The sequence below is a fragment of the Curtobacterium sp. VKM Ac-2889 genome, from assembly GCF_015350855.1.
GTDB classification, from domain to species: domain Bacteria; phylum Actinomycetota; class Actinomycetes; order Actinomycetales; family Microbacteriaceae; genus Curtobacterium; species Curtobacterium poinsettiae.
This window is the reverse complement of record NZ_JADKSC010000003.1, coordinates 547,184-573,071: the sequence shown is the minus strand read 5'-3', so window position 1 is coordinate 573,071 and position 25,888 is coordinate 547,184. Positions and strand designations below refer to the sequence as shown.

The 25,888-nt window shown below is 72.7% G+C and carries 30 protein-coding genes and 1 riboswitch; of the genes, 20 read left to right on the top strand and 10 right to left on the bottom strand.

Annotated elements, in window-relative coordinates:
• Positions 1-37: 37 nt before the first annotated feature.
• Together ITJ50_RS12865 and ITJ50_RS12860 are read left to right on the top strand one after the other, a co-directional pair.
• On the top strand, positions 38-847 hold the full coding sequence (locus ITJ50_RS12865) for a GAF domain-containing protein (RefSeq protein WP_140447925.1): 810 nt from the start codon (positions 38-40) through the stop codon (positions 845-847).
• A 41-nt stretch (positions 848-888) separates the two neighbouring features.
• Positions 889-1,074, top strand: a complete 186-nt coding sequence (locus tag ITJ50_RS12860) for a hypothetical protein (RefSeq protein WP_017886573.1) — start codon at positions 889-891, stop codon at positions 1,072-1,074.
• A gap of 103 nt (positions 1,075-1,177) precedes the next feature.
• On the opposite strand, the gene ITJ50_RS12855 is transcribed toward ITJ50_RS12860, so the two are convergent.
• Entirely contained in the window at positions 1,178-2,209 is a 1,032-nt protein-coding gene (locus ITJ50_RS12855; protein WP_159556519.1) for an NADPH:quinone reductase, read from the bottom strand.
• A 67-nt stretch (positions 2,210-2,276) separates the two neighbouring features.
• Positions 2,277-2,639, bottom strand: coding sequence for a winged helix-turn-helix transcriptional regulator (locus ITJ50_RS12850; protein ID WP_017886575.1), 363 nt, complete (start codon positions 2,637-2,639; stop codon positions 2,277-2,279).
• 108 nt (positions 2,640-2,747) lie between these two features.
• Here ITJ50_RS12850 and ITJ50_RS12845 point away from each other — a divergent pair, with 108 nt between their 5' ends.
• Positions 2,748-3,395 (top strand): NAD(P)-dependent oxidoreductase, encoded by a 648-nt coding sequence (locus ITJ50_RS12845; protein ID WP_194590627.1) that lies wholly within the window; start codon positions 2,748-2,750, stop codon positions 3,393-3,395.
• A 177-nt stretch (positions 3,396-3,572) separates the two neighbouring features.
• On the opposite strand, the gene ITJ50_RS12840 is transcribed toward ITJ50_RS12845, so the two are convergent.
• Positions 3,573-4,895, bottom strand: a complete 1,323-nt coding sequence (locus ITJ50_RS12840) for an MFS transporter (RefSeq protein ID WP_017886577.1) — start codon at positions 4,893-4,895, stop codon at positions 3,573-3,575.
• A 184-nt stretch (positions 4,896-5,079) separates the two neighbouring features.
• Between ITJ50_RS12840 and ITJ50_RS12835 the strand changes: the two genes are divergently transcribed.
• A complete protein-coding gene (locus tag ITJ50_RS12835) occupies positions 5,080-5,937 on the top strand; it encodes a LysR substrate-binding domain-containing protein (protein WP_017886578.1) in 858 nt (285 codons plus the stop codon).
• Positions 5,938-6,116: 179 nt separating this feature from the next.
• Here ITJ50_RS12835 and ITJ50_RS12830 read toward each other — a convergent pair whose 3' ends face one another.
• Positions 6,117-6,629 (bottom strand): hypothetical protein, encoded by a 513-nt coding sequence (locus tag ITJ50_RS12830; RefSeq protein ID WP_194590626.1) that lies wholly within the window; start codon positions 6,627-6,629, stop codon positions 6,117-6,119.
• A gap of 385 nt (positions 6,630-7,014) precedes the next feature.
• Between ITJ50_RS12830 and ITJ50_RS12825 the strand changes: the two genes are divergently transcribed.
• The gene (locus ITJ50_RS12825; RefSeq protein ID WP_194590625.1) at positions 7,015-7,983 is read left to right on the top strand and encodes an aldo/keto reductase; all 969 of its coding nucleotides are present in this window, start codon (positions 7,015-7,017) and stop codon (positions 7,981-7,983) included.
• A gap of 172 nt (positions 7,984-8,155) precedes the next feature.
• On the opposite strand, the gene ITJ50_RS12820 is transcribed toward ITJ50_RS12825, so the two are convergent.
• A complete protein-coding gene (locus tag ITJ50_RS12820; protein ID WP_017886582.1) occupies positions 8,156-8,791 on the bottom strand; it encodes an NADPH-dependent F420 reductase in 636 nt (211 codons plus the stop codon).
• A 77-nt stretch (positions 8,792-8,868) separates the two neighbouring features.
• On the opposite strand from ITJ50_RS12820, the gene ITJ50_RS12815 reads away from it, so the two are divergent.
• The 4 genes from ITJ50_RS12815 (at position 8,869) to ITJ50_RS12800 (ending at position 10,709) form a co-directional block, all read left to right on the top strand.
• Positions 8,869-9,165 carry a GNAT family N-acetyltransferase gene (locus tag ITJ50_RS12815; RefSeq protein ID WP_042537463.1) on the top strand — a complete coding sequence of 99 codons (297 nt, stop codon included), beginning with the start codon at positions 8,869-8,871 and terminating at the stop codon, positions 9,163-9,165.
• Between the two features lie 22 nt (positions 9,166-9,187).
• A complete protein-coding gene (locus ITJ50_RS12810; RefSeq protein WP_194590624.1) occupies positions 9,188-9,649 on the top strand; it encodes a VOC family protein in 462 nt (153 codons plus the stop codon).
• 83 nt (positions 9,650-9,732) lie between these two features.
• Positions 9,733-10,203, top strand: coding sequence for a MarR family winged helix-turn-helix transcriptional regulator (locus ITJ50_RS12805; protein WP_017886585.1), 471 nt, complete (start codon positions 9,733-9,735; stop codon positions 10,201-10,203).
• Positions 10,200-10,709: a metallophosphoesterase family protein gene (locus tag ITJ50_RS12800; protein ID WP_071251594.1), complete on the top strand. Its 510-nt coding sequence runs from the start codon at positions 10,200-10,202 to the stop codon at positions 10,707-10,709. Before ITJ50_RS12805 ends, ITJ50_RS12800 begins: the two co-directional genes overlap by 4 nt.
• Positions 10,710-10,768: 59 nt before the next feature.
• Here ITJ50_RS12800 and thiD read toward each other — a convergent pair whose 3' ends face one another.
• The 3 genes from thiD to thiM form a co-directional block, all read right to left on the bottom strand.
• Positions 10,769-12,250 carry a bifunctional hydroxymethylpyrimidine kinase/phosphomethylpyrimidine kinase gene (gene thiD, locus ITJ50_RS12795; RefSeq protein WP_194590623.1) on the bottom strand — a complete coding sequence of 494 codons (1,482 nt, stop codon included), beginning with the start codon at positions 12,248-12,250 and terminating at the stop codon, positions 10,769-10,771.
• Positions 12,247-12,993, bottom strand: a complete 747-nt coding sequence (gene thiE, locus ITJ50_RS12790) for a thiamine phosphate synthase (protein WP_194590622.1) — start codon at positions 12,991-12,993, stop codon at positions 12,247-12,249. The genes thiD and thiE overlap by 4 nt, the downstream gene beginning before the upstream one ends.
• On the bottom strand, positions 12,990-13,856 hold the full coding sequence (gene thiM, locus ITJ50_RS12785) for a hydroxyethylthiazole kinase (protein ID WP_194590621.1): 867 nt from the start codon (positions 13,854-13,856) through the stop codon (positions 12,990-12,992). Before thiM ends, thiE begins: the two co-directional genes overlap by 4 nt.
• Positions 13,845-13,940: riboswitch (TPP riboswitch) on the bottom strand. (Overlaps the previous gene by 12 nt.)
• Before the next feature lie 68 nt (positions 13,941-14,008).
• Here thiM and ITJ50_RS12780 point away from each other — a divergent pair.
• The 4 genes from ITJ50_RS12780 to ITJ50_RS12765 all read left to right on the top strand — a co-directional run bounded on the left by ITJ50_RS12780 (position 14,009) and on the right by ITJ50_RS12765 (position 17,299).
• Positions 14,009-14,932, top strand: coding sequence for an NUDIX domain-containing protein (locus ITJ50_RS12780; RefSeq protein ID WP_056068226.1), 924 nt, complete (start codon positions 14,009-14,011; stop codon positions 14,930-14,932).
• A 118-nt stretch (positions 14,933-15,050) separates the two neighbouring features.
• Positions 15,051-15,797 carry a phosphotransferase enzyme family protein gene (locus ITJ50_RS12775; protein WP_194590620.1) on the top strand — a complete coding sequence of 249 codons (747 nt, stop codon included), beginning with the start codon at positions 15,051-15,053 and terminating at the stop codon, positions 15,795-15,797.
• Between the two features lie 119 nt (positions 15,798-15,916).
• The gene (locus ITJ50_RS12770) at positions 15,917-16,855 is read left to right on the top strand and encodes a J domain-containing protein (protein ID WP_017886592.1); all 939 of its coding nucleotides are present in this window, start codon (positions 15,917-15,919) and stop codon (positions 16,853-16,855) included.
• A gap of 66 nt (positions 16,856-16,921) precedes the next feature.
• A complete protein-coding gene (locus ITJ50_RS12765; RefSeq protein WP_017886593.1) occupies positions 16,922-17,299 on the top strand; it encodes a hypothetical protein in 378 nt (125 codons plus the stop codon).
• Here ITJ50_RS12765 and ITJ50_RS12760 read toward each other — a convergent pair.
• Complete coding sequence (locus tag ITJ50_RS12760; protein ID WP_017886594.1) at positions 17,293-17,655, bottom strand: RNA-binding S4 domain-containing protein; 363 nt, start codon at positions 17,653-17,655, stop codon at positions 17,293-17,295. The genes ITJ50_RS12765 and ITJ50_RS12760 overlap by 7 nt on opposite strands.
• 33 nt (positions 17,656-17,688) lie before the next feature.
• Between ITJ50_RS12760 and ITJ50_RS12755 the strand changes: the two genes are divergently transcribed.
• Together ITJ50_RS12755 and ITJ50_RS12750 are read left to right on the top strand one after the other, a co-directional pair.
• On the top strand, positions 17,689-17,946 hold the full coding sequence (locus ITJ50_RS12755) for a hypothetical protein (RefSeq protein ID WP_017886595.1): 258 nt from the start codon (positions 17,689-17,691) through the stop codon (positions 17,944-17,946).
• Between the two features lie 567 nt (positions 17,947-18,513).
• The gene (locus ITJ50_RS12750) at positions 18,514-19,671 is read left to right on the top strand and encodes a hypothetical protein (protein WP_140447936.1); all 1,158 of its coding nucleotides are present in this window, start codon (positions 18,514-18,516) and stop codon (positions 19,669-19,671) included.
• 19 nt (positions 19,672-19,690) lie between these two features.
• Here the strand turns inward: ITJ50_RS12750 and ITJ50_RS12745 are convergent, their stop codons facing one another.
• The gene (locus tag ITJ50_RS12745) at positions 19,691-21,184 is read right to left on the bottom strand and encodes a trypsin-like peptidase domain-containing protein (protein ID WP_228500360.1); all 1,494 of its coding nucleotides are present in this window, start codon (positions 21,182-21,184) and stop codon (positions 19,691-19,693) included.
• A 159-nt stretch (positions 21,185-21,343) separates the two neighbouring features.
• Here ITJ50_RS12745 and ITJ50_RS12740 point away from each other — a divergent pair, with 159 nt between their 5' ends.
• The 5 genes from ITJ50_RS12740 to ITJ50_RS12720 all read left to right on the top strand — a co-directional run bounded on the left by ITJ50_RS12740 (position 21,344) and on the right by ITJ50_RS12720 (position 25,483).
• Complete coding sequence (locus ITJ50_RS12740; protein ID WP_017886598.1) at positions 21,344-22,378, top strand: FecCD family ABC transporter permease; 1,035 nt, start codon at positions 21,344-21,346, stop codon at positions 22,376-22,378.
• Complete coding sequence (locus ITJ50_RS12735; protein ID WP_083389272.1) at positions 22,375-23,373, top strand: FecCD family ABC transporter permease; 999 nt, start codon at positions 22,375-22,377, stop codon at positions 23,371-23,373. Before ITJ50_RS12740 ends, ITJ50_RS12735 begins: the two co-directional genes overlap by 4 nt.
• Positions 23,374-23,554: 181 nt before the next feature.
• Positions 23,555-24,034, top strand: coding sequence for an FHA domain-containing protein (locus ITJ50_RS12730; protein WP_042537353.1), 480 nt, complete (start codon positions 23,555-23,557; stop codon positions 24,032-24,034).
• Positions 24,034-24,738, top strand: a complete 705-nt coding sequence (locus ITJ50_RS12725; RefSeq protein ID WP_017886601.1) for a MerR family transcriptional regulator — start codon at positions 24,034-24,036, stop codon at positions 24,736-24,738. The genes ITJ50_RS12730 and ITJ50_RS12725 overlap by 1 nt, the downstream gene beginning before the upstream one ends.
• 184 nt (positions 24,739-24,922) lie before the next feature.
• A complete protein-coding gene (locus ITJ50_RS12720) occupies positions 24,923-25,483 on the top strand; it encodes a MerR family transcriptional regulator (protein ID WP_027465231.1) in 561 nt (186 codons plus the stop codon).
• The last annotated feature ends 405 nt before the right edge of the window (positions 25,484-25,888 follow it).

The window sequence follows — 25,888 nt, the reverse complement described above, 5'->3', positions numbered from 1 at the left end:
TCCGTCCGAGTCGGTGGCGTGACCTAGCGTCGTCGTCATGGGGCATCAGCGTTCAGGACGGGTCGGCACGGTCGTGTGGCCGATCGTGGTGGCTGCTGCGCCCACCGCCGCGTTCCAGCTGCCCAACCTGTTCGTCGCCCCGGCGGTCCGACTCTCGCTCGTCGCGTTCGGGCTCGTCGTGCTCGTCGCCGCGGTGACGGTGCAGGTGGTCCGGACCCGGCGCAGCGACGCCGCGCGCTCGGTGGCCGAGGACAACGCCACCGCGGCGGAGCTCGAGCAGTCGACGGCCGTCCGATACGCGTTCGGTCAGATCGCCACCCGGCTCGTCCGGTTCACCGAACTGCGCCGGTCCGAGCGCCACGGCGAACTCTCCGTCGTCGCCGACCGCGTCGCCGTGGCCCTGGCGTTCTACCTGCTGCCGAAGGTGCCCGACGTCCGCGCCAACGTCTACCAGCTGTCCACCGATCTGCGGGCGCTCGAGCCGATCGGTCACGCCGGCGCCGGCGACACCGCCGGTGTCTTCCGCGCGGGCACGCCCTACGGCGACCGCAACCTCGAGTGGGTGTTGGTCGGGGGATCACCCCGGATCGTCGGCGACCGCTCCGCCGACGTCGACGTCGACCAGGACGTGCCGGGCTTCGAACCGCGGTACTCCTCGTACGTGTCGGTGGTGATCCGGTCCGACCAGTACTCGTTCGGCATGCTCACCGTCGACTCCCCGGTGCCCGACGCCTTCACCGAACTCGACGCCAAGAACATCGCGATGATGGCGTCGTTCATGGCCGTCGCGTTCTCGCTGACCTACTCGTTCCCCGAGCGCGACCGCAATCCAAGGAAAGGCCCGTGATGCTCACACGCTCTGTCGGACGCTCGACGTACGATGCCCCCATGACGACCGTGAACCCTGCTCCGCCGTCGTTCGGGCGTGCCCGGATCTCCTCACCGAACTGGAACGACACCACCACCGACGCCGACTACGAAGACCTCGACGTCATCGCCGCCAACATCGAGCGCGAGCGCGCAGCAGCCCGGATCCGGGTCACCGCTGCCATCGCTGCGCGTCTGGGGCGCTGACCCCTCCCGCACCGTCCACCACGAACGGCTCCCACGCATGCGTGGGAGCCGTTCGTCGTCCGCCGAGCCGGAGCCGGACCCGGAGTGGGATCCGGTGTCGCGGCTACGGCGCCTCGGTCACGTCGATGAGCACCTTGCCGACCGTGTCCTGCTCGACCGCGTCGTGCGCCCGGGCGGTCTCCTCGAGCGCGAACCGGGTGAGCGGCAGTCCGGCGTCCTCGCCGACCGGCAGTACGCCGTCGTGCAGCGCCTCGGTGACGTCCTCGGCCGCAGCGGACAGCGCCTCGTCACCGATCGTGTAGAGCAGCAGGAACTGGTAGCGGGCGTTCACGGTCATGTTCGGCCGGATCGGCAGGCTCGCCTCGTCCCCGCCGTTGTTCGCGTAGATCGACACGACGCCGTGGTTCGCCAGCACGTCGGCGACGAGTGTGGCGTTCTGCGGGATCGAGACCTCGACGACGATGTCGACGCCGTCGGGCGCGATCGACCGGATGCGCTCGGCGGCGTCCTCCTCGCGGTAGTTGACGATGTGGTGCGCGCCGGCCGCCGTCGCCAGCGCTGCCTTCGCGTCCGAGCTGATCGTCGTGATGACGGTCGCTCCGGCCCAGCGGGCGAGCTGGATCGCGGCGTGCCCCACGGCGCCGGCACCGCCGGCGACGAGCACGGTGAAGCCGTCCAGGGCATCGGGGCCGAGTCGGGCGGGGCCGTCCTCGTGGGTGGTGAGGGCTCGGTGCGCCGTCATCGCGGGGACCCCGAGCGCGGCGCCGACGTCGAACGAGATGCCGTCGGGCAGCGTGACGACGCGGGACTCGGGGACGACGGTGTACTCCTGCGCGGTGCCGGTCGGCCGTGACGCCGCCGCCATGAACAGCCAGACGCGGTCACCGACGGCCAGTCCCTCGACACCGGGGCCCACGGCGTCGACCACACCGGCGCCGTCCTGGTTCGGCGTGATCTCGGGGAAGGGCAGGCCGTCGCCGTAGGTGCCGCCGGCGCGGGCCTTCCAGTCGGTCGGGTTGACGCCGGAGACGACGACGCGGACGCGGACCTCGCCCGCGCCGGGTTCCGGGATCTCCCGCTCGACGAGTTCGAGGACGTTGCTGGCACCGGGCTTCGTGTAGACGATCGATCGCATGTCCCCAGGCAACCACGCGTCACCGTCGGGGATTCCGAGCGCGCCGGAGCGCAGCGCGCGCCGGAGCTCAGCGCGCGTCGTACCCCTCGCGCGCCACCGCGACGTCGGGCATGTGCGAGGTCGCCCAGTCCTCCAGCGGCACGAGGACCGTGCGCAGGGACCGTCCGAGATCGGTCAGCTCGTACTCCACGTGCGGCGGGATCTCGGGGAACACCGTGCGCGTGACCATGCCGTCGCGTTCGAGTGCCCGCAGGGTCTGGGTGAGCATCTTCTGCGAGACCCCCTGCACCCGGGCCGCCACCGCCGAGTACCGTGCGGGACCGTCGGCGAGGACGCCGATCGTCAGCACGCTCCAGCGGTCGCCGATGCGGTCGAGCAGCTGCCGACTGGGGCAGTCCGCCGCGTAGGGGCTGTACTCGAGTGCTGACATGGTGTCCTCCGAAACGCACCGCCAGGTGCCTACTTACTCAAAGAGAGTAACTCTTGTACGGTGACTGTCAACGTCACCGACGCCCAGCACGTCCACGAAGGGAACACCATGACCAACATCGTCGTCTTCGGAGGCACCGGCTACGCCGGCTCCGCCATCACCCACGAGGCCCTCTCCCGCGGCCTCACCGTCACCGCGGTCGCCCGCGACACGAGCAAGCTCGAGCCGGCCGAGGGCCTCACCCTGGCGCAGGGCGACGGTTTCGACGCCGACTTCGTGTCCGAGGTCACCAAGGGTGCCGACGTCATCGTCGTCTCGCTCCACGCCGTGCAGGCCGACGGCAGCGAGCTGAAGGACAGGTTCCAGCACTTCGTCGACGCCGCCGCCGCGGCTGGCGCGCGGCTCGGCATCGTCGGCGGTGCCGGCTCGATGCGCGTGTCCGAGGACGGCCCCCGCCTCTTCGACACCGACGGCTTCCCGGACGCCTTCAAGGGCGAGGCGAAGAGCCACGCGCAGATCCTCGACGCCCTCCGCGCCTCGGACACCCAGGTCGACTGGTTCTACGTGAGCCCCGCCGCGGCCTTCGGCAGCTACAACCCGGGCGAGCGCCGCGGCACCTACCGTGCCTCGGACGAGGTCCTGCTCGCCGACGCCGAGGGCAACTCGGACATCTCCGGCGCCGACTACGCGATCGCGTTCGTCGACGAGATCGTCACCCCGGCGCACCACCAGACGCGCTTCGGCGTCGCCTACTGAGGCACTGCCCCTCGAGGGACACCGGTGTTCGCGCAACACACCGCGGGATTCCGCGGCGTCGAGCGTGGACACCGGTGTTTTGCGTACGGCCTGGCGCGACCAAGGGGCGGACGGGAGGCGCGGGGCGGGGCCGCCACGGGCCTCCAGGCCGGCGGGTGGTCACCGCGAAGTCCCGCGTCAGTGCGCGACGATCGCCGGCACCGGCAGGTGGTGTCGCATCCGCACCGCCAGGTGCAGGCCCCCTCGGCGGGCGAGCACGAGCGCGATCACCGCGGCGGCCGCAGCCGGCACGCCACCGGCGACCATCATCCCCACGTGCGCACCGAAGCGGTCGACGACCTGGCCCATCAGCGGGCCGCCGATCGCCTGTCCACCGAGCAGCACCAGGACGTAGAGCGACATCACCCGGCCGCGGATCGCCACGTTCGACGACAGCTGCACGAGCGAGTTCGACGCGGTCTGGAACAGCAGCTGCGACATCCCCACGGCCACGAGCGCGACGGTGAACGGCGCGATCGCGGGGATCGACCCCGACACGACGAGCAGCACGCCCGTCCAGAACACCCCGCCGACGATGGTGCGGAGCCGCACGACGGCCCGACGGGTGGACAGCAGCGCGCCGACCAGGGCGCCGATCGCGACGGCGGAGTTGAACACCCCGTAGCCACCGGCGCCGACGTCGTACACCTGTGACGCGAAGGCGGACAGCAGCACCGGCATCGTCAACGCGAACACCGAGAAGAACGCCACGAGGATCACCGGCACGATGATCGTCGGCTTGTTGACGGCGTAGCGGAGGCCCTCCACGAGCTGCCCCTTGCCCCGCGGCGCCGGGGGTGTGCGGTGCAGTTCGGAGACCTTCAGGAACCCGAGCGTCACGACGACGGCGACGCAGGCGATCGCGTTCACGCCGAACGACCAGCCGGCACCGACCGCGACGAGCAGTGCCCCCGACAGGGCCGGACCGATCATGCCGCCGAGCTGGAACACCGACGAGTTCACGCTGATGGCGTTCCGCAGGTGCTTGTGCCCGACGATCTCGGTGACGAACACCTGCCGGGCCGGGTTGTCGATCACGGTGACCATGCCCACCAGGAACGCGATCACCCAGATGTGCCACGCCTCGACGACGCCGGCGAGCGTCAGCACGGCGAGCAGCGCGGACAGCACGGCGAAGACCCCCTGCGTGATCATCATGAGCGCGCGCTTCGAGAACCGGTCGACCAGCACGCCGCCGAGCAGCCCGAACAGCAGCATCGGCGCGAACTGGCAGGCGACCGTGATGCCGACCTGCGCGACCGAGCCGGTCAGCTGCAGCACGAGCCAGTCCTGGGCGATGCGCTGCATCCAGCCGGCGGTCATCGCGACCAGGTTCGTCGCCGTGAACAGCCGGAAGTTCGGCACGGACAGGGCGATGAGCGTGTGGCGCCACGGCGGTCGCGTGGCCTGGATCGGGAGCGGTTCGGTGGGCGGGGGGAGGGTCGTCGGTGACGCGCTCACGGTGCGGGGTTCTCCGGACGTCGGTGTGGATCTGGTACCCCAACGAAACTACGTGGTGCCGAGCCATTCGATACCCCTATGGTGGCTATCAGTCCATTGCGATGTCGAATGACCGCGCGAATGCCCGCATGGATGGCTGCTCGAACGACAGCTCGAACGCCCGCGCGGACGAACGAGGTGCCCTGTGCTCGATCCGGTCCTGTTGCAGACGTTCCTTGCCGTGGCGGAGACCGGCAGCTTCACGCAGGCCGGCACCCGGCTCGGCATCAGCCAGCCGACGGTGTCGCAGCACGTCCGGCGTCTGGAGACCGCGGTGGCACGCACCCTGGTCGCCCGGGACACCCGGGGCGTCGCGCTCACCGACAACGGGGACGCGATGGCGGGGTTCGCGCGGACGATCCTCGCCGCACACGCCACCGCCGACGCCTACTTCTCCGGCGCGGCCACACGCGGACGGCTCCGGTTCGGCGCTGCGGACGACCTCGCCATCACCCAGCTGCCCCGGATCCTGCGGGACTTCCGACGGCTGCACCCGCAGGTGAACCTCGAGCTCACGGTGAACCAGTCGTCGCCGCTGCTCCGGCGGGTGCACGCCGGTCAGCTCGACCTGGTGTTCATCAAGCAGACGGCGGGGGAGTCGGCCGAGGGCACCCGGGTCGCCACCGACCAGATGGTGTGGATGGCGCAGGACGGCATCGCCCTGGAACCCGGCGAACCCGTGCCGCTCATCGCGTACCAGGCGCCGAGCATCAGCCGGCAGATGGCGATCGACGCGCTCGAGGCCGCCGGCCGCACCTGGCGGATCACCTGCAACACCCGCGACGTGAACGGGGTGCTGGCCGCGGTGCGCGCGGGCATCGGCGTCGCGGTGTTCCCGCACTCGCTCATCCCGGCGGACCTGGTGAAGGTGTCGCAGCGGCTCGGGCTGCCCGACCTGCCCGCGGTCGACTACGTCCTCATCGCGAACCCGACGGTGCAGCGGGAGCCGATCGACGCCCTGACGAACGCGATCCTGTCGCGCGGGGTCGTCCGCGCCGTCTGAGCGGTCGCGGCGTGCGTCCGCCAGCGCTCAGACGCCGGTGCGTCGCCCCCGGTGCGTGCTGCGAGACGCCGGCGTGTTCCGTCGACGCCGCAGAGTCATCGATACGCCGCGGCTTTCGGGGGCGTCTCGACGTCCCCGGGGCGTCGCACCGAGACGCCGGCGTCTGAGCGGTCGCGGCGCTACGGTGCGAGCGTCGGGGTCACGCCGGTTCCGGTGACGTCCGGCAGCGTCACCCCCGCGAGCGGCAGCAGCGCCGCGGCGACCGCCCACAGCAGCACGACGGTGCCGACACCACCGAGCACGGCGCCGAGCAGCGCGACCGGCCGCTGCCGCGTGGACGTCCGGTCGCGCAGCGCCACGATCGAGACCACCAGCGCGAGCAGTCCGAGCACCACGCCGACGCCGTGCACGGTCGACGGCGCGGTGAACCACCAGGCGGCCAGACCGATCGTCGCGATGCCGGCGACGGCACCGAGCCCCGCCCCGGCGGTCACGCCGAGTGCACGGCGCGGCTCCGGTGCGGCGGCTCCGGGCACGGGCTGTTCCAGCAGCTCGGTCGGGAGGCACGCATCGCCCCCGCCACCACACCGCGGCACCGGGGTCGGCGCGGTCACGACCGTGGTCGCGTCGGCGGGGGACGCCGCGGCGTGCAGCACGGTGTCGAACGACCGGGCGGGAGCGGGGCCGAGCACCTGTGCGGGGGCGGGGTCGGCCGACCGTGCGGCGGCCTGCTGGTGGGCGAAGCGTCGGGGCGTCCGGGAGCCGATCGGGCCGACCCGGTGACCGTGGTCGGTCGGACCGGCGCCGCGTGGGCGGCGCGCGACGAGGCGGGGGTGGGGCGGGCCTCCCGGCCGGAGGCGTTCACGTGGCCGGCGGCGGCGACCCGCTCGGGGGCGACCTCGTCGACGGGCGGCGCGGTCACCCAAGCCGGGACGGGCCGACGGGGGCGGTCCGATTCGGGCATGCGATGCGCTGCCACTGCGGCGCTCCTCTCCGTCGACTGATCCGTGCTCAGCCGTAGCGGCAACCGCTGCGGGGGTCGCAGCCCCGGTTCGGGGTCGCCGGTACGTTCGGGGCATGACCGGAATCGAACACCGTCCACTGGGCCCCTCTGGGCTCGTCGTCTCCACCGTCGGCCTCGGCTGCAACAACTTCGGGCGGCGGGGCACCGCGTCCGAGTCGCAGGAGGGCACCGACGCCGTCGTGTCCGCGGCCCTCGACGCCGGGGTGACGCTCTTCGATACCGCCGACATCTACGGCGGCGTGCCGGGCATGTCCGAGGAGATGCTCGGGCGCTCGATCCGCGGTCGGCGCGACGAGATCGTCCTCGCCACGAAGTTCGGCATGGACATGCAGGGCGCGAACGGTCCGGACTGGGGCGTCCGCGGATCCCGCCGGTACGTGCGGCTCGCCGTCGAGTCGTCGCTCCGGCGCCTCGGGACGGACTGGATCGACCTGTACCAGATGCACCGGCCCGACGACGTGACGCCGATCGAGGAGACCCTGTCGGTCCTCGACGACCTGGTCCGCGAGGGCAAGATCCGGTACGTCGGCCACTCGAACTTCGCGGGGTGGCAGATCGCCGAGGCGGAGCTCACGGCGTCGATCGCCGGCACCACGGCGTTCGTGTCCGCGCAGAACGAGTACAGCCCGCTCGCCCGGGCTGCCGAGGCCGAGGTCCTGCCGGCCGTGCGGGCGTACGCGCTCGGGTTCCTGCCGTTCTTCCCGCTGTACAACGGGCTGCTCACCGGCAAGTACACGAAGGCGGGCGGCCCGGCCGACGGACGGCTGACGACCTCGAAGCCGCAGGTGCTCGAGGACGCCCCGTGGGACGTGCTCGACGACTACCAGCGGTTCTGCGACGACCGTGGCGTCACGATGCTGCAGGCGACGTTCGCGTGGCTCCTGGCGCAGCCGGGGCTGTCGAGCGTCATCGCGGGGGCGACGAAGCCGGAGCAGATCACGCAGAACGTCGAAGCGGGGACCACCTGGACGCCGACCGAGGACGACATCGCCGACATGACGACGATCTTCGACCGGGCCTGAGCGGGCGCGGTCGGGTCGCGCTGGGTGTTTCGCGCTGGGTACCTAGCGCTGGGTGTTTCGCGCTGAGCGACCGCTCACGGGCGGTGGGGCCAGTGAGGTGTCGCTCAGCGCGAAACGGCGGCTGCGCGGCGGCGGTGGTGATGCTGCTGCGCCGAGCCGTGGACCAGCGGGACTAGCGGGTGGCGGCGGCCAGGGCGTCGCGCATCTCGGCGACGGTCAGCCGCGGGCCGTAGCCGGGGGTGTCCCGCTGGATGCGCCAGCCCTCGGCGAGGGGCCCGGCGTCGACGACGTCGAAGCCGAACGCGTCGATGAGTTCGGTGACGGTCTGCTTGGCGGTGTCGTCGTCGCCGGCGATGACGAGGGCACGGCGGTCCGGGGTGCCGGCGGGCGTCGCGTGGCCGGTCAGGTCGTCGGCGGCGATGTGGTTGAACGCCTTGACGACCAGGGCACCGGGCAGGTGGTCCTGCAGCATCTCCGCGGTGGTGGTGGACTGGTCGTCGAGTGCGGGGATGTGGCCGTCGCGCTCCCAGTAGTAGTTGTTCGTGTCGATGACGACCTTGCCGTCCAGGGGTTCGACGGGGATAGTCTCGATCGCGGCGAGGGGGACCGTCACGACGACGATCTCGCCCGCTGCAGCTGCTTCGTCGCGGGTCGCCGCACGTGCCGAGTCGCCGAGTTCCGTGACCAGGTCGGTCAGGGTCTCCGGGCCGCGGGAGTTCGCGATGACGACCTGGTGGCCGTTCCGTACCGCGAGTCGTGCGAGCTGGGATCCGATGTTGCCGGCGCCGATGATTCCGATGGTTGTCATGTGTCCGGGCAACGTCTGCCGGACGCCGCCCATTCCCCTGACGGCACGCCGCGCCCGCTCGGAGCATGATGGCGGGCATGGACCACGAGTTCCGCGACGAGACCGATCAGGACCGCTACGCGATGTACGTCGGCGGCGAGCTCGTGAGCGTGCTCGACTACCGGGTGAACGGAGACGCCGTGGCGTTCCCGCACACGTACACGGTCCCGAAGCACCGCGGCCACGGCTACGCGGCGCAGCTCGTCGAGTACGCGGTCGCCGACGTCGAGTCGACGACCACGAAGCGCATCGTCCCGATGTGCTGGTTCGTCGGCAAGTGGTTCGACGACCACCCCGAGAAGGCCGAACTGCTCAGCCGCAGCGCCGCGGACTGAACACCGAACGAAGGGGCTCCCCGTGCCCGCCATCACACCGTTCCTGTGGTACGACGACCAGGCCGAACAAGCCGCCGAGTACTACGTCGGACTGTTCCCCGACAGCCGCGTCGACAGCGTCAGCCGGATGCCGGACGGCCGCGCCCTCGTCGTCGAGTTCACCCTGCTCGGCACCCCGTACCGCGCGATGAACGGCGGTCCCGGCCACCCGCACACCGACGCGGTCTCGTTCCAGATCGACGTGGACACCCAGGACGAGCTCGACCGCCTGTGGGACGCCCTGCTCGCCGACGGCGGGAGCCCGATGGCGTGCGGATGGCTCACCGACCGCTGGGGTCTGGCGTGGCAGGTGACCCCGTCGATGCTGGGGGAGCTGATGAGCGGATCGGGTGACCCCGATGCCAACGCCCGGGTCTTCGAGGCCATGATGCAGATGGTCAAGCTGGACATCCCGGCGCTGCAGGCCGCGGCCGCCGGTCACTGACCGCACTCCAGGCCGACCCGCCGGTATGGTGACCGGACGAGAAGACCGCCGGCCGGCGCCGGCACCGACAGGCTGGAGCCACCATGGACCACCCGAGCTCCAAGGTCCGGAACAGCGACATCAGCAGGGCGTACACCGAACTCGCCCGCATCACCCGTCGGGCGAGCATCCGTGCCCGGGGCTCGGACCAGGTGCTGAGCGTCGTCGACCAGTCCCTCGTCGACTTCGTGGTGCAGCACCCGGGTTGCATGGCCATCGACATCGCCCGGTACCTGCGGCTGAACCGTTCGACGATCTCGCGGCAGCTGTCCGGGCTCCTGGCGACCGGGCTGGTGCGGACGACCGACGGCGGCAGCGGCAACGCGAAGCCCCTCGAGGTGACCGACGCCGGCCGCGCGGCGCTCGAGCGGTCCGTGCAGCTGCACCGCGACGCGCTCGACGAACGGCTCGCCGACTGGTCGGACGACGACATCGCGCTCCTCGCCGGGCTGCTGGAGCGCCTCGGTGCCGCGGACGAGGCCGGGCTCCCGATGCCAGCACCCACCGAGCCGTGACGACGTCGTTCGTCCTGCTGTCCGACACCCACCTGCCGAAGCGCGCGAAGGACCTGCCGTCCGGGCTGTGGGACGACATCGACGCCGCCGACCTGGTGGTGCACGCGGGGGACTGGATCGACCTCGCCACCCTCGACGCCGTGCAGGCGCGGTCCCGACGGTTCGAGGGTGTGCGGGGCAACAACGACGGCCCGGAGTTCGACGACCGCCTGCCGCTCGTCGCCCGCTTCGGGGTCGAGGACCTGCGGTTCGCCCTGGTGCACGAGACCGGCGCGTCGACCGGCCGGGAACGCCGGATGGACGCCGAGTACCCCGACACCGACGTGCTCGTCTTCGGCCATTCGCACATCCCGTGGGACACCGTGGCGCCGTCGGGGATGCGCCTGCTGAACCCGGGCTCGCCGACCGACCGCCGTCGCCAGCCCGACCACACGTGGATGCGCGGCACGGTCAGCGGTGCCGTGCTGTCCGTCGAGCTGGTGCGGCTGCCCCCGGTCGCCCGCTAGTCCCACCCGAGACCCGGCCCCGAGGCGTGTCCTCGGGGAAGTCGCCCGAGGACCGTCCGTCAGCGCGAGACCCGGGCGTCGTGTGCGGCCGTCGGCATCCGGAAGAAGGCGAGCTCCCATGCTGTCGACCGCCGGAACGCCCGCGCCATCCGCCCCCGCTCGTCGGGCGTCGCCGCACGGGCGAGTTCCTCGACGAGCCGGGTCGCCTCGGCGCTCGACGCCGCGAACCCCGGGTCCCCGTACGCCGTGATCCAGTCGGCGAAGGCGTGCCCGTCCTGCGCGACGCCGAGCTGCGAGCCGACCCAGGCGTAGACCCGGAAGCACGGCAGCACCGCGGCGGCCAGCACCGCCTGAGAGCCGGCGTCGGCGGCCTCCTGCAGGTGCGCGAGGTACCCGGCGCACGTGGGGTGCACGGGATCGTCGGCGTGCGAGCCGGCCAGCCGACGGTGGTGCAGGTCGCGCGCCTCGTCGGCACACCCCTGCGCAGCCGCTGCCCAGAACGCAGCAGCACCGGCAGCAGTAGCACCGACCCCGAGCGCCGCCAGGTGCCGTTCGTACGCCCGCAGGTAGTGGACGTCCTGCGCCAGGTACCCGGCGAACACCTCCGGCTCGAGCGTCCCGTCCCGGAGCCCCACCAGGAACGCGCAGTCGATCGTCTCCTGCAGCACCGTCGCCGCGTCCGCCCACCACACGTCCGTGTACGACAGCGCCGGCAGGGCGGCTCGAGTCAGCGCGCCGTGGTCGATCGGACCGTTGCCGCTGCCCACCGACAGGGCGTCGGCTCCGCGCAGCGCCGCCGTCAGCCACTCCTTCGCCACCCCGAGCGCGAGTTCCCAGTCGCCGTGCCGCGCGGCGAGCGTCGCGATCGCACTGGACAGCGAGCACCCGGTGCCGTGCGTGTTCGTCGTCGCGACCCGGGGACCCGTGAACACCCGCACGGTGCCGTCCGGCGCCACGAGCACGTCGTCCGACGTCGGTCCCTCGTCGTGGCCTCCCTTCGCCAGCACGAGGACGTCCCACCGCGCCGCCACGGCACGCGCGGCATCCGACGAAGCCGCCGACGAAGCCGCACCAGGACCAGCCGCACCGGACTCGGCCAGCTCCGCCAGCACCGCCAGCTCGGCCCGGTTCGGGGTCACCAGGTCGGCGAGCGCGAACAGCGCCCCCATGGCTGCGGCCGCGTCCTCGTCGAGCAGCCGGTCCCCGCTCGTCGCCACCATCACCGGGTCGACGACGACCACCGGCGGCCGGTGCTCCCGCAGCCAGTCCGTCACGACCCGCACGACGTCGACGGTGCCGAGCATCCCGATCTTCACCGCGTCGACCACCACGTCGTCCGACACCGCGTCGAGCTGCTCCCGCAGGAACCCGACGTCCGGCACGTGCACCGACCGCACCCCGTGCGTGTTCTGCGCGACGAGCGCCGTCACGACGCCCATGCCGTACCCGTCGTGTGCGGCGATCGCCTTGAGGTCCGCCTGCATCCCGGCCCCGCCCGTCGGGTCGGTCCCGGCGATGCTCAGCACCCGCGGGACGCTCATGCGTCCGCCCCGCGCCGCGTGAAGACCGGGAGGACCGGTGCACCTTCTGCGAGCCGCCCCGCCTCCGCCCCGTGGCCGGTTCCAGGGCCCCAGGCGGCCACGTACGCCGCCGCCGCGGACCCCGGGTCGGCCGCGGCGCAGATGCCCGACACGATCGCGACGCCCGCGGCACCGGCTGCCCGGAGCGGCACGACGTCGTCGAGGGTCACCCCACCGATCGCCACGCACGGCACGTCGGTCGCGGCGGCCAGCCGTGCGAACCCGTCGTGGCCGAGGGCCGGCGGGTGGTCGGCCTTCGTCGCCGTGGGGTGCACGACCCCGACACCGAGCAGGTCGACGGTGCCGCGGGGGAGCCGCTCGACGACGGCCAGGTGCGCAAGCGTGTTCGCCGTGAGGCCCACGTGGGCGTCCGCTCCGAGCAGGGCGCGGGCGACGGCCACGGGGACGTCGGACTGGCCGAGGTGCACGCCCGCGACCCGGTGTCCGGCGTGCCGAGCGGCGAGGGCCACGTCGAGCCGGTCGTCGACGACCACGGTCGCACGGTCCCCGACGGCGTCTGCGACCGCGGCGGTGAGCGCCAACAGGTCACGCGCCGAGGCGTCCTTGTCCCGCACCTGCACGATCCGGACCCCGGCGTGCACGGCAGCGCGGACGACCCCGAGCACCCCGATGCCGTGCCGGTCGGCCAGCGCGCCGTCGGTCACCAGGTAGACGCCGAACCCCGCAGGGTGCGACGCGCTCATGCCGACACCGCCCGGGTGTCGGCCTCGGGCATCGTCTCGACCGTGATCCGCGCCTCGCGGACGACGTCCTCCGGGGTCAGCGACGCCAACCGGTCGAGGAACAGCGGTTGGAACGTCCCCGGCCCACCCGCGTCCCGTGCTGCGAGCTCCGCAGCGACGGTGTGCACGGCCGTGGCGGCGACGGCAGCGGCGCCCGCGTCCTCCGGCGCGACCGACGTGAACGCGGCGACGACCGCGCCGAGCGCACACCCACCACCGGTGATCCGCGTCAACAGGTCGGTGCCGTTCGCGACACGCACCACACCGATGCCCGGCGCGACCAGCAGGTCGACCGCACCCGACACCGCCACCGCGGCCACGAGCCTCCCGTCCGCAGCAACGACGGACGCGACCCGGGCGTCCTCCGTGCCCACGGTGCTGTCGACCCCGCGGCCACCGGCCGAGTCACCGAGCAGGGCGAGCACCTCGGAGGCGTTGCCCCGCAGCACCGTCGGGCGCAGCGCGAGCAGGTCACGCGCCAGGGCCGTCCGCACCGGCAGCGAGCCGACGGCCACCGGGTCGAGCACCCACGGGGTGCCGGCGTCACGGGCCGCGTGCACGGCCTCGAGCGCAGCGACCCGCGGTTCGGCGTGCGGGGTGCCGGTGTTCACCAGCAGGGCGTCGGCGACCCGCGCGAACGTCCCGGCCTCAGTCGCCACGTCCACCATCGCGGGCGAAGCCCCGAGCGCGAGCAACACGTTCGCCGTGACGTTCTGCACGACGGTGTTCGTGATGCACTGCACCAGCGGGGCCCGGGCACGCACGGCCTCGAGCAGTTCGGCGGTTCGGTGGGCCCAATCAGGGGAGGGCGCAACGGTTTCCATGGACGATCCCTTCGCGAGTACGAGCTCGAGCAGGTTCGACGGGTGTGATCTCAGCCGCTGGATGCGGCACCCCGTGTCTCGAGCGACACCGTACACGACCCCCGGTGACCACTTCGAGGCCCGCTCCGGGCACGGTGTGCCAGGGTTGGACCGTGCCAGATGCAACGCCACCCGGGCCCCCAACCGGCCCCCGCGACCCCGGTGACGCCTGGGCGGTCGGCCCCGACGGCACCAAGGCGTGGGGACGCTTCGGCGCCGCCGGCCTGCTCGTCGATGACGGCGCCGGACGCGTGCTCCTGCAGCACCGCGTCGAGTGGAGCCACCACGGCGGCACCTGGGGCATCCCCGGCGGCGCACGCCACCAGGGCGAAGCCGCCGTGACCGCAGCCCTCCGCGAGTCCGCCGAAGAAGCCGGCGTCCCCGACGACGCGATCGCCCTGCGCCACACCGCACTGCTCGACCTGGGGTTCTGGACCTACACGACCGTCGTGGCACGCGCCTCCCGGCCCTTCGAACCCGTCATCGCCGACCGCGAGAGCCTCGCCCTGTCCTGGATCCCGATCGACCAGGTCGACGACCTGACCCTGCACCCCGGCTTCGGCAGGTCGTGGCCGGCGCTCCGCGCCACCGTCGCGACCACCCCGCACGTCGTCGTCGACGCGGCGAACGTCGTCGGCAGCGTGCCCGACGGCTGGTGGAAGGACCGAGCCGGTGCCGCGTCACGGCTGCTGGCACAGGTGTCGGCGCTCGCCGCGGGCGGGGTGTCCGCGACCTTGCTCGACCTGCCGTTCGCACGGTGGTGGCCCCGGTGGACCGTGGTGCTCGAGGGCGAGGCCCGTGCCGCTGCCGACCCGGACCCAGACCACGGCGCTGGCACTGGCGCCGCCACCGGTGCTGTCGACGTCGTCCGTGCCCCTGCCTCCGGCGACGACGCGATCGTCGAGTCCGCCCGGGCAGCGGTCCGGGCCGGTGACGGGCCGGTCGTCGTCGTGACGGCCGACCGCGAGCTCCGTGACCGCGTCGAGGCCCTCGGCGCGACCGTCCACGGGCCGTCCTGGTTGCGCGACCAGCTCTGAGGCCAGCTCGGCCGCGGGGACCGACGCGCCGTGTTCCGGATGTCGACGGAGCGCCCGTCGCTCGCTTGCCGGTACGCTGGCCCTCCGTCAACGGAGACGCAACAGCAGGAGGTTCCCCTTGGAGCGCATCACCAGGGCCGACGACCGAGTCCACCGCCCCGCAGGGCCGTGGACACCCACGGTGCACCGGCTGCTCGCCCACCTGCACGAGCAGGGGTTCGTCGCCGCCCCGGAACCGATCGCCCTCGGTGACACCCTCGAGACGGTCTCGTTCGTCCCCGGCGTCGCGGGGGAGTACCCCTGGACAGAAGACATCGCCAGCGAGGCCGCCCTCGTCACCAGCGCCCGCCTGCTCCGCCAGTTCCACGACGCCGCCGCCAGCTTCCCGCGCAGCGCCGAGGACGACCTCTGGTCCCAAGCCGACCGAGCCCCGGTCGAGACGATCGTGCACGGCGACTTCGCCCCGCACAACTGCGTCTACGACGGCATCGCCGCCGTCGGCCTGATCGACTTCGACACCGCGCACCCCGGCCCCCGCGTCTGGGACGTCGCGAGTGCCGTCTACCGGTTCGCACCGTTCACCACCGGTGCGGTCGAGGGCTCGACCACCCCCGACCTCGACGAGCGGCTCGCTCGGGCCGCGGAGTTCTGCCGCGCCTACGCCCTCGACGACCGCTCCCGCGGGGTCCTCGCCGAGACGATGATCGCTTCCCTGGTCGCCCTCGTCACGACGATCGAGCACGAAGCCGCGGCCGGCAACCCGAAGTTCGTCAGCGACCTGCAGCACGGCCACGCCGACCTGTACCGCGCCGACGTCGCCTACCTGGAGCAGCACGCAGCAGCCATCACCGCCGCCGTCGCGTGACCACCGGCACGGCCGATCCGCCGCTGGCGCGTTGGTGCAGGACCAGCGGCACGGGCCCAGACCGTACCCAGCAACCATGCGGCGGACTCCGACACTGCCTCCGGTAATGTCGCAGGGCCATGACGGACAGCCCGGCCGACGCCACCCCCTACGAAGTCCTCGGCGTCCCCGCGACGGCTGACGACGAAGCGCTCCGCCGCGCCTACCGGCGGGCGGCCCGCGAGACGCACCCCGACCTCGGCGGCGACGCCCAGCGCTTCCGCCAGGTCCAGCTCGCATGGGAGCGCATCGGCACGCCGGCAGCCCGGCGCGCGTACGACATCGGGTCCCGCGCGTACGGCGCGTCCGGTCCGTCCGGGGCGACCGCCGGCAGGGGTGACACCGGTCGCGACGCCTACGCGCCCCCGGCAGCGCGTCGCGACACACGCCCCCGGGCCCGGTCCCACGGACACCCCGGCGGTCGGTCACGCGAGGTCTTCCTGCAGGCCGAGCGCGAGTGGGTCGGCCTCGGCGACCCCATCGAGGACCCCTACGACCCCACCCTCATCCGCTCCGCGCCCCGCCACATCCGGCGGCTGCTCGCCGAGGCCCTGGCCGAAGAGGCGACCGCCTTGATCGTCTCCGACATGGGGATCGGCGTCACGGTGTGGCACGACCTCGACGCCGGGGCCGAGGGCAAGCTCGACCACGCCGTCCTGACCCCGAGCGGACTCTGGGCCGTCGAGTCCATCGACTGGGGTGCGCCGGTCCACGTCGAGCACGGCGAGATCGTCGGCGAGACGCTCGCACCGGGGGAGCGACCCGTCAAGGAACTCGTCCGCGCCGCCCGTGCCGTGCAGAAGCAGACCCGGGTGCGGTTCTCCGGCCGGCTGCTCGTCGTGCCGGACACCGCCGTCACCGAGGACGTGCAGCTCGTCGGCTCCCCGAAGAAGCCCACGGCGCTCGTCGTCCGCCGGAGCGCGCTGCCCCAGGTGCTGAACGGCGTCTGGTCGCCGGTCGGTTCGGTCGACGTGTTCGAGATCCGCGACCGTCTGCAGCAGACCGTCCGCTTCGTCTGACCCCCGACCGCTGGCCCCGACCCCGGGTTCCGACCGTCACCGTCCGACGCGTCGTACGATCACGGCATGCGCGAAGAGGTCGTCGTCGTGGTCGGCGGGTGGGAGCACGACTGCTGCGGGCCCGCGTACGAACGGGAGACCACGGCGGCCTTCTCCGCGTACGGCAGGACGCCGCGGTTCGCCGAGTCCCGGCACCACGACGACCCGTTCGGCATCACGCAGTTCCGTGGTCGGGTGGCCGACCTGTTCGTCATCGCCGAGGACGGCACCCGCATCCCCGTCCACCGCGTCCCGTCCGGTCGTGCGCTGGGCGGATCGGACCCGGACGACGACGGGCACCTCGAGGCTCCGTGGACCGGAGAACGGATCGAGGTCGAGTCCGACACGTTCGAGATCGTGGTCGATGTCTACGTGCCCGGGTCCGGGTCCGGGAAGCGTCAGTAGCCGCGGAGCTTCTCGAGGTCGCGGCGCTCCCGCTTGCTCGGCCGTCCGGCACCGCGCTCCCGCATCGGGACGAACCCGGCCTCTTCCTTCGACAGCCGCGGCGGGGTCTTGTCCTCGAAGTGCTTCGCGGCCTCGGGGGCGCTCGTGCGCTTCAGGATGATGCCCGTCACCATGACGATCCGGTCGAAGCCGTTCTGCCGCACCCGCACCTCGTCGCCGGGACCGATCGGCTGCGCCGGCTTCGCGCGTTCCCCGTTCACCCGGACGTGACCGGCCTTGCACGCGGCGGTCGCGGCCGACCGGGTCTTCGTGATCCGGACGGCCCAGATCCAGCTGTCGACCCGGGCCTTCTCCATGCCGACACTCTAGGCGGCCCGTACCCTGGGGCGGTGCAGGCGGACGAACAGGCGGCCATCGCGCGGGCCCGTGCGCTCGGAGTGCTCCGCGACGCCGCCATCGGGGACCGCCTGGTGGTCCGCGCACACCACGGGGACGGCGCGCAGGACGCGCTCGGGGACCTGGTGACCCGGACGTCCGACGCCGTGACGATCTCGACCCGCCGGGGCCCGGTCGAGGTCCGGCTCGTCGACGTCGTCGCCGCAAAGCCCGTCCCGCCGCCCCCACCCGCGCGGCCCGCGCGGCGCTGACGCGCTCGGCTCGCACGGTGCGGACTTGTCGTGCTGTCGAGCCGGGGTCGCACGGTGCGGACTTCGTCGGTGGGTGCGTGGTCGGGGGCTCGGTGCGGGGTTGTGGTGCTGCACGGAGCCACCAGCTCCGCACGGTGTGGCGCGGCCGGCACCGTGCGGGATTCGCGGAGCCGCACGGAGCCACCAGCCTCGTACGGTGTGGCGCAGCCGGCACCGTGCGGGATTCGCGGAGCCGGGGTCGCACGGTGCGGACTTCGTCGGCGGGTGCGCCGTCGGGGGCTCGGTGCGGGGTTGTGGTGCTGCACGGAACCACCAGCCTCGCACGGTGTGGCGCGGCCGGCACCGTGCGGGATTCGCGGAGCGGGGGTCGCACGGTGCGGAAGTCGTCGGCGGGTGCGTGGCCGGAGGCTCGGTGCGGGGTTGTGGTGCCGCACGGAGCCACCAGCCTCGCACCAGCTGACGAACCTCGCACCGTGCGAACCAGCACCTCCGTGCGAACCCGACGCACCCCGCCCACCCCGGCGAGCCGCAGGCCCCCACGCCCCGCTCCCGACATACGCTCATCCCATGGCAGTCCCCGTCCCGCTCGGCACCGAGGACCGCACCGCCCGCCTCACCCTCCGCCGCCCGGACTCCTGGCGCCGCGAGGACGCAGCCCAGGCGGACCTGCGCGTCACCGGCGACGACGTCGTCCTCACCGTCCGATCCCGTCCCAGCGACCGCGCGATCGGCGACGAGAACACCGGTCTGCTCGCACGGCTGCCCGGCTCCGTCGAGGGGCTGCTGCTCGTCGGCTGCGACCCCTGGACGGCCGCAGGTGCCCCGGCTCGGCTCGTGGAGTACGTCCGGCCCGACGAACACGGCGACGTCGCCGGCACCCACCTGCTCTTCGTCACCGGTCGGCACCGCGTCGACCTGACGATCGAACGTCCGCTCGCCCGGCTGCTCGAGACCGACGACCTGGTGCTCGCAGTCCTCGAGAGCGTCCGCGCCACCGAGACGGTCCCGGTCCGCCCCGAGCGTGACCTCGAACACCTGCCGGCCCCCGCCCTGGCACCGTCGCTCGACGGCCCCCGGCTCAGCGCGAACGCGATCGGCACCCTGCGGAGCCTCGCCGGACGCCGGTGGAACCCGACGCTCCTCCGCACCGCCGCGGGCCGCGAACTCATCGAGGCGGGCCTCGTCGGCCGGCTCGGCACCCTGCCGGAGTCGACCCAGACCCTCCTCGAGCCCTGGCAGGGCGATGCCCAGCCGGTCACGCTGGAACAGCACCTGCCCGACGGGGGCGAGTCGCGCCTCCAGGCCTGGTCGCAGACCGTCGTCGACGGGACCGACGCGGCGGGCGCCGTGGTCGCCTCCGTCACGCCGGACCGGGCCGTCGCGCTGCTGGCCGGGAGGCTCGGCATCGGTCCGACGTGGACCTTCCCGTTCCGCACGGGGTCGCTCCCAGGGCACCTGCTCGGCCGCAAGCTGGCCGGCGGTCCGGACGTGCCGGACCTGCCGGAGGCCCTGGCCGAGGCCGACCCGCGCCTCGCGCGGTTCTGGGCCGCGCCGTGGACGGTCTCGCACCTGCGTCGACCGGGCAAGCCGAAACCGGTCACGATCGTGCGGGCCGAGGGACACGGGTTCGCGCGCGTGGGGACGACGAAGGCCGGGGAGACCGCCTTCCGGACGGACTCCCCGGCGAACGTGTACCGGTCGGTGGTGCGGGCGCTGCTGGGCTGAGCGCGCCCGGGTTCTGCCGCTACGCGGCGGGGCCGGCGGTCAGGGTGATCGTGACCGTCTTCGCGGTGCCGGCGCTGTCGGTGTACCGGACGCTGACCTTGTCGCCCACCGAGTGCGACTGCACGACCTTGGTCAGCTGGTCCGAGCTCGTGACCGCGGTGCCGTCGACGCTCGTGATCGTGTCACCCGCACCGAGGCCGGCGCTGGCGGCACCGGAGCCCTCGACCGTGCCGGCGACCGGGACGCCGCCCGTGGTGGTGGCGGTGTTGCTGACCTCGACGCCGAGGAACGCGGGGAGCCCGATGGTGATCTTGCTCGACGACTCCCCGGCGAGGATCTTCTGGGCGATCGTCTTCGCGGTGCTGATCGGGATGGCGTAGCCGGTGACGTCGGCCGTGCCCGAGGACGCCGCGGTGGCCATGCCGACGACCTCGCCCTCGCTGTCCAGCACCGGCCCGCCGGAGTCACCGGAGACGATGTCCGCCGAGATCTCGAGCAGGCCGGTCAGGGACTCGGTGCCGGTGCCGGACTCGCTCTGCACCTGGATGTCCTGGTCGGTCGCCGTGACGGTGCCCTCGGCGGAGACGAGGTTGCCGGTGCCCTCGGCGTTGCCGACGTCCTTCACGGTGTCACCGGTGCTCGGCTCGCCGTCGTCGTCGAGCGTGACCGTGGACAGCCCGGAGGCGTTCTCGAGCTTCAGCACGGCGACGTCGTTCGTGGCGTCGGCCCCGACCACGTCGGCCTTGTACTGCTTGCCGGTGGTCTCGTCGGTGACGGTGATGCTCGTCGCGCCCTGGATCACGTGGTTGTTCGTCAGGATCGTGCCGTCGGAGGTCAGGACCATGCCGGTGCCGGCCGCCTGTGACGACTCGTCGTAGTTCAGGACGGTGTTGATGGTCACGACGCCCTTCTTGTCGGCGGCCGTCGCCGCGGTGGCGGGGGACTGCGTGCTCGTCCCACTGCCGTCGCTGCTGCCGTCGGTGCCGCTGCCGCTGCCGTCGCCGGGCACCGTGAAGCCGTTCGTGCCGTCGCTGCTGCTGCCGGTACCGGTGCCGGGCAGCGTGGTGGTGCCCTGCGACTGGCTCGACGTGGTGGTGGTGCCCTGCGAGGACAGTCCGAGTGCGGTGCCGCCCGCAGCGCCGACGATCGCGAGGGCAGCGATGCCGGAGCCGATCATCAGCCCGAGCCGGCGGGGGCGTTTCGTCAGACCGGGGTGGTTCGCGGCACCGTAGTGGTTCGCGGTCGCCGCCGAGGAGGCCCAGGCGTGGTTCGCGCCGGCGAGGGCGGGGCCGCCGATCAGGTAGGGGCCGCGGCCGTCGGGCGTGTAGGCGTAGGGGCCGGTGCCGTCCGGGCCGTACAGGTACGGGCCGGATCCGTCGAACGCGTACGCCGGGCGCAGGGAAGCCGGGTCGGCGTGCGGTGCCTCCCAGTGCATCCCGGGAGCCTGCTGCTGCGCGGCGGGGGTGCCGTTCTCGTCGTGGTCGGCGGCGGCGGGGTTCGGGGTCTCGTTCATCGGTGCTCTCCGGTCGTCCCTCGACGGCCCGGTCGGGCGTCGATGGAGACCAGTACAGAGGGCTTCCCCATGACGAGCCTATGAACGAACCCTGCGCACGCTCCGGGCTTGCTCGGGGGACGCCGAACAGGGCTCCGGCGTTAGGGTGGCCTTACCTCCATGCCTCCGTCGACGTCCCCGCCCCCGGCTCCCAGCTCCGTCCCCCGACTCGTCGGTGCGACCGTGCTGGCGGTCGTCGTCCTCGCCGTGGCGTGTGCCCTGTCGATCGCGTACGGCTCACGGCCGATCCCGCTCGGGACCGTCCTCGACACGGTGCTGCACCCCGGCAGGAACGACGAGATCGGGCTGATCGTCCTCGGCAACCGCGTGCCGCGCACCGTCGTCGGTCTGCTCGCCGGAGCAGCACTCGGCGTGGCCGGGGCGGTCATGCAGGGCGTGACCCGGAACCCGCTCGCCGACCCCAGCGTCCTCGGCATCAACTCCGGCGCCACCCTGGCCGTCGTCGCCGGGATCGCGCTCTTCGGCGTGAGCGGGACGGCCGCGTACCTGCCCTTCGCGTTCGTCGGGGCCGCCTTCGCGGCCCTGCTCGTCTACGGGATCGCGGCCGTCGCCCGGCGCGGGCTCTCGCCCGTCGGGCTCGCCCTCGCCGGAGCGGTCGTCGCCGCTGCCCTGTCGTCGGTCACCACCGCGGTGCTCGTGACCGACCAGAGCCTGCTCGACCAGCTGCGGTTCTGGCAGGTCGGAGCCCTCGCCGGCAAGGACCTCGGCACGGCTGGGGTCATCACGGCACCGGTGCTCGTCGGGCTGGTGATCGCGTTCGGCCTCGGTCGGTCGCTCAACACCCTGGCGCTCGGGGACGAGCTCGCGGCGTCGCTCGGGCAGCGGGTCGTGCTCGTCCGTGCCGTGGGCGGTCTGGTCGCCGTCCTGCTGGCCGGGTCCGCGGTGGCCGCCGCCGGGCCGATCGCGTTCGTCGGCCTCGCCGTGCCACACGCGGTCCGTCGCCTGAGCGGCCCGGACCACCGATGGACCATCCTGCTGTCGGCGATCGTCGCCCCCGCACTCCTGCTCGTGGCGGACGTCATCGGCCGCGTCGTCGCGTACCCGGGGGAGCTGCAGGTCGGCATCGTCACGGCACTCATCGGGGCGCCGGTGTTCATCGCGCTCGTGCGGTCGAGGGCGGTGCGGGGACTGTGAAGTCGCTGTTCCGTTCCGTCGGGCTGCGCCGTGAGGTCGCGGTGCTCGTCGCCGTGGTGGTGGTCATCTCGGTCCTCGTCCTGATCGGGCTCGGCGCGGGGTCGATCCCGCTCACGCCTGGTCAGGTGCTGGCCAGCCTGTTCGGCCAGGGGGACCGCATCTCGGACTTCGTGATCGGGCAGCTCCGCGGCCCCAGGGTGCTCGGCGCGGTCCTCGTCGGCGCCAGCCTCGGTGCCGCCGGCGCGATCGTGCAGAGCGTCGTGCGGAACCCCATCGCGAGCCCCGACGTCATCGGGATCACCTCGGGGGCCAGCGCCGCCGGGCTCACCGCCATCGTGCTGTTCGGCGCGAGCGGCGGCACCCTGTTCTCGGTCGTGCTCGTCGGCGCCGTGGTGGTCGCGATCGCCATCGCCGGGCTCGCTTGGCGGAGGGGGATCACCGGGAACCGGGTCGTCCTCGTCGGCATCGGTGTCGCGGCGATCTGCCTGAGCATCACCGGATGGATGCTCACGAGCGGCACCGTCACCCAGGCCGGAACCGCACTGCTGTGGCTCTCCGGCAGCCTGAACGCCGTCGACCGTGACCTGGTCGGGGTGCTCGGTGTCGCGTTCGTCGTGCTCGGCGTGCTCGCACTGCTGCAGTCCGCTCGGCTGCAGGTGCTGAGCCTCGGGGACGAGGTCGCCGCCGCCCTGGGGCTCCGACCGGACCGCGCGAAGGTGCTCCTGCTCCTCACCGCCGTGTGCCTGACCGCCGCAGCCGTCGCCACCGCGGGTCCGGTGTCGTTCGTGGCGCTGATGGCAGCCCCGATCGCTCGACGCCTGGTCGGCGGCGGTCGGGTCGCCCTCGCGCCGGCGGCAGCCGTCGGCGCCGCGATCACGCTCGGCAGCGACCTGCTCGCCCAGTTCGCGATCCCCGGCAACGCGCTGCCGGTGGGGGTCGTGACGGGTGTCGTGGGCGCGCCGTACCTGCTCTGGTTGCTCGCGCGGGGGCGTTGACGCGGGTCGTGCTGGTTCGTTGACGCTGGTCGAGCTGGTTCGTTGACGTGGGTCATGCTGGTTCGCTGACGCCGGTCGTGCGTTCGCGCATCGCGGAAGTCTCTCCACAGTCCCAGATCGGGGCTGCCGCTCGGGGCTTCGTTTCCGATACGCTGGTAGGCCAAGAGGAGGAGGTCCACCGATGCCAGATCCAGTGGTCCCGCAGCCGGGCGGTCAGAAGTCCCCGGAACAGCGGCTGGTCGACACCACGCTGACCTTCAGCATGGACATGGGAGCGGCGCTCACCGCCGAGTCCGGTGTCTCGACCGAAGAACGTGAAGCCGTCAACGCCCTGCCCTCCGGGTCGGCGTTGCTCGTGGTCCGTCGTGGCCCCAACGTGGGTGCGCGGTTCCTCCTCGACTCCGACGTCACGACGGCCGGCCGCCACCCCGACGCCGGCATCTTCCTCGACGACGTCACCGTGTCGCGCAAGCACGCGCAGTTCCTGCGCCACGGCACGAGCTTCAGCGTCAAGGACAACGGTTCCCTGAACGGTACGTACTTCGACGGTGTCCGCATCGACGAAGCGCTGCTCACCGACGGGGCCGAAGTCCAGGTCGGCAAGTTCCGCCTGACGTTCTACGCATCTCGGGTCGACCTGGCGCGCCTGGCGAACGCGTAGTGGCCGCACGGTCCGCTGCGGCCCGGGCGGGGTCCGCGGCACCGGACCTGCTCACGATCGGGCAGGTCCTCGCTCGCCTCAAGCCCGAGTTCCCGGACCTGTCGAGCTCCAAGCTGCGGTTCCTCGAAGAGCGCGAGCTCGTCACCCCGATCCGCACGGCCAGCGGGTACCGCAAGTTCTCCGCCGCCGACCTCGAGCGTCTCCGGGTGATCCTCGGACTGCAGCGCGACCACTACCTGCCGCTCAAGGTCATCAAGGAGTACCTCGCCGACCTCGACGCCGGGCGCGAACCGGTCCTGCCCGGCGGCGGAGACGCGCCGAAGCCGTCGATCCTCGGTCGTGAACGTCGCTACACCCGCGACGAGACCGTCCGCGCGGCCGGTGCCTCGCCGATGCTGCTGGCCGACGCGGTCTCGGCCTCGCTCCTGCCGCCCACCGACACCTACGGCGACGACGGCGTCTCCGTGTTGAAGGCCCTGGTCGAACTGCAGCGCACCGGCATCGAGCCGCGGCACCTCCGTACGCTCCGCAGTACCGCGGAGCGTGAGGTCGGTCTCATCGAGTCCGCCCTCATGCCGGTCTCCCGCCGGGGCGACGCCACCTCGCGCGCGAAGGCCACCGAGCTCGCCCGCGAGATCGCGGGACACCTCGAGATCATCCGGTCGAACCTCATCCGCCAGGCCATCGGTCGTCTCGACGCATGACGCCGTCCGGTGCTCCGACAGGGCTTGTGTGTCAGTGGTCGGGGCGTATCCTCGACACGCCGGACGCGCCGGGTCGGATGTCCCGCGCGGGAGCGGTCGGAGTCGCTACCGTGGACCTCGGAACAACTCTCAACCCGTCGTTGAAGCTTCGGGTGGGAGCTCGATCGTCGTGGAAGGCAAGCTCATGAGTGGGAACGACACCCCTGGCACCGAGTCTGATGTGACCCGGTACGACCTCGGGCTGCTCTTCACCGATGGTCTGCCCGAGCACGACGAGCAGAACGGCTACCGCGGCACCGTCGCCGCACGGGCAGCCGGCATCTCGTACCGACAGCTCGACTACTGGGCCCGCACCGAGCTCGTGCAGCCGACGATCCGCGGCGCCGCTGGCTCCGGTTCGCAGCGCCTGTACGGGTTCCGCGACATCCTGGTGCTCAAGCTCGTGAAGCGCCTGCTCGACACCGGCATCTCGTTGCAGCAGATCCGCACCGCCGTCAACCAGCTCCGTGAGTCCGGCGTCTCCGACCTGGCGCAGACCACGCTGATGTCCGACGGTGCCTCGGTGTACCTGTGCACCTCCGACGACGAGGTCATCGACCTCGTGTCCCGCGGCCAGGGCGTCTTCGGCATCGCGGTCGGCAAGGTCCTGCGCGAGGTCGAGAGCTCCCTGGTCGAGCTCGACGCCACCGCTGCGGCCGACCCCTCCGACGAGCTCGCCGCTCGTCGCGCTTCTCGCGCTTCCTGACCACCCGCGTTCGGGCCCTGTGGTCCCGAACCGTCGCGTGTGAGTCGCCGTGTGGTCACGAACTGTCGGCTGCGACGCTGCCGGCCGACGGTCGGTGACCAGTCGGCGGACGTGAGCGGGGTGTTGTGACCGCTGGGCGTGCCGGGGCCGGGCGTGTCTGCCCGGGCGGGTCGCGCCTCCAGGCCGTCGCGGCGTGGTCACGAACCGTCGTGTGCGGGTCGCCGACTGGTCACGAACTGTCGGCTGCGCGCGCCCGAGCCGACCGTTGGCGACCACTCGGCGGACGTGAGCGGGGTGTTGTGACCGCTGGGCGTGCCGGGGCCGGGCGTGTCCGCTGGGGCGGGGGCGTGCCTCCAGGCCCTTCGAGGGAGGTCACGAACCGTCGCGTGCGGATCGCCGAGTGGT